General features: G+C 37.8%; 1 protein-coding gene. It reads right to left on the reverse strand.

Annotation, left to right across the window (positions count from 1 at the left end):
* Positions 1 to 103: 103 nt before the first annotated feature.
* Positions 104 to 666, reverse strand: a 563-nt coding sequence (locus P2W70_RS34365) for a helix-turn-helix domain-containing protein (protein WP_276486161.1), incomplete at its 5' end; no start/stop codon positions are given.

Here is a 666-nt window from a genome sequence, read left to right on the forward strand (position 1 = left end):
AATACTGATTTAGTTTTCAGGTGATAATAGTAAGTGCTTCTGGCCATTTTTAGTATATCCAATAACAGATCCAATGGATATTTATGCCTTAGCTCCTCAATGGCTAACGCTTTTTCTTTTGCAGCGTTTCTTGCTTTTGAGCTAAGGCCTCGAGCTTTTTTAGTAACTCATTTTCCGCTCTTAAATATAAATTCTCCTTCTCAAGCTCTTCCAGCCTGGTCAATTTTTTTGCAGGTATTTTGGGTGACTTTTTCTCTTTCATCGGTTTGCGGCCTTTCTGTCGATTATTTAAACCATCCTTACCTAAACGCTCATATATGTTTACCCAAGAGCTAATTATGCCAATGGAAGGGATGTGAAAACGTAAACAGCAGTCCCTCAAAGATAATTCTTTATTAAGGTATGCCTGAACGACCATTAATTTAAACCCCTTTGTGTATTGCTGACTGGATCTTCGTAATAAGCCAAGTGTGCCAGATGCAGAGTGTTGATCAATCCATTTTCTGATTTGGGATGTGGATATCCCCCATTTATTCGATAATCCGTTTATAGATTCCCCACCAATATGCGCGTTAACAATCTTTAACTTAAAGTCGGATTTGTGTTTTCTGTATTTAACCATAAAAAAAGCCCCCAAATAGTGTCTAACTTTTTGGGGGCAGTGCA

The sequence above is a fragment of the Paraflavitalea pollutisoli genome (assembly GCF_029360705.1).
GTDB lineage: Bacteria > Bacteroidota > Bacteroidia > Chitinophagales > Chitinophagaceae > Paraflavitalea > Paraflavitalea pollutisoli.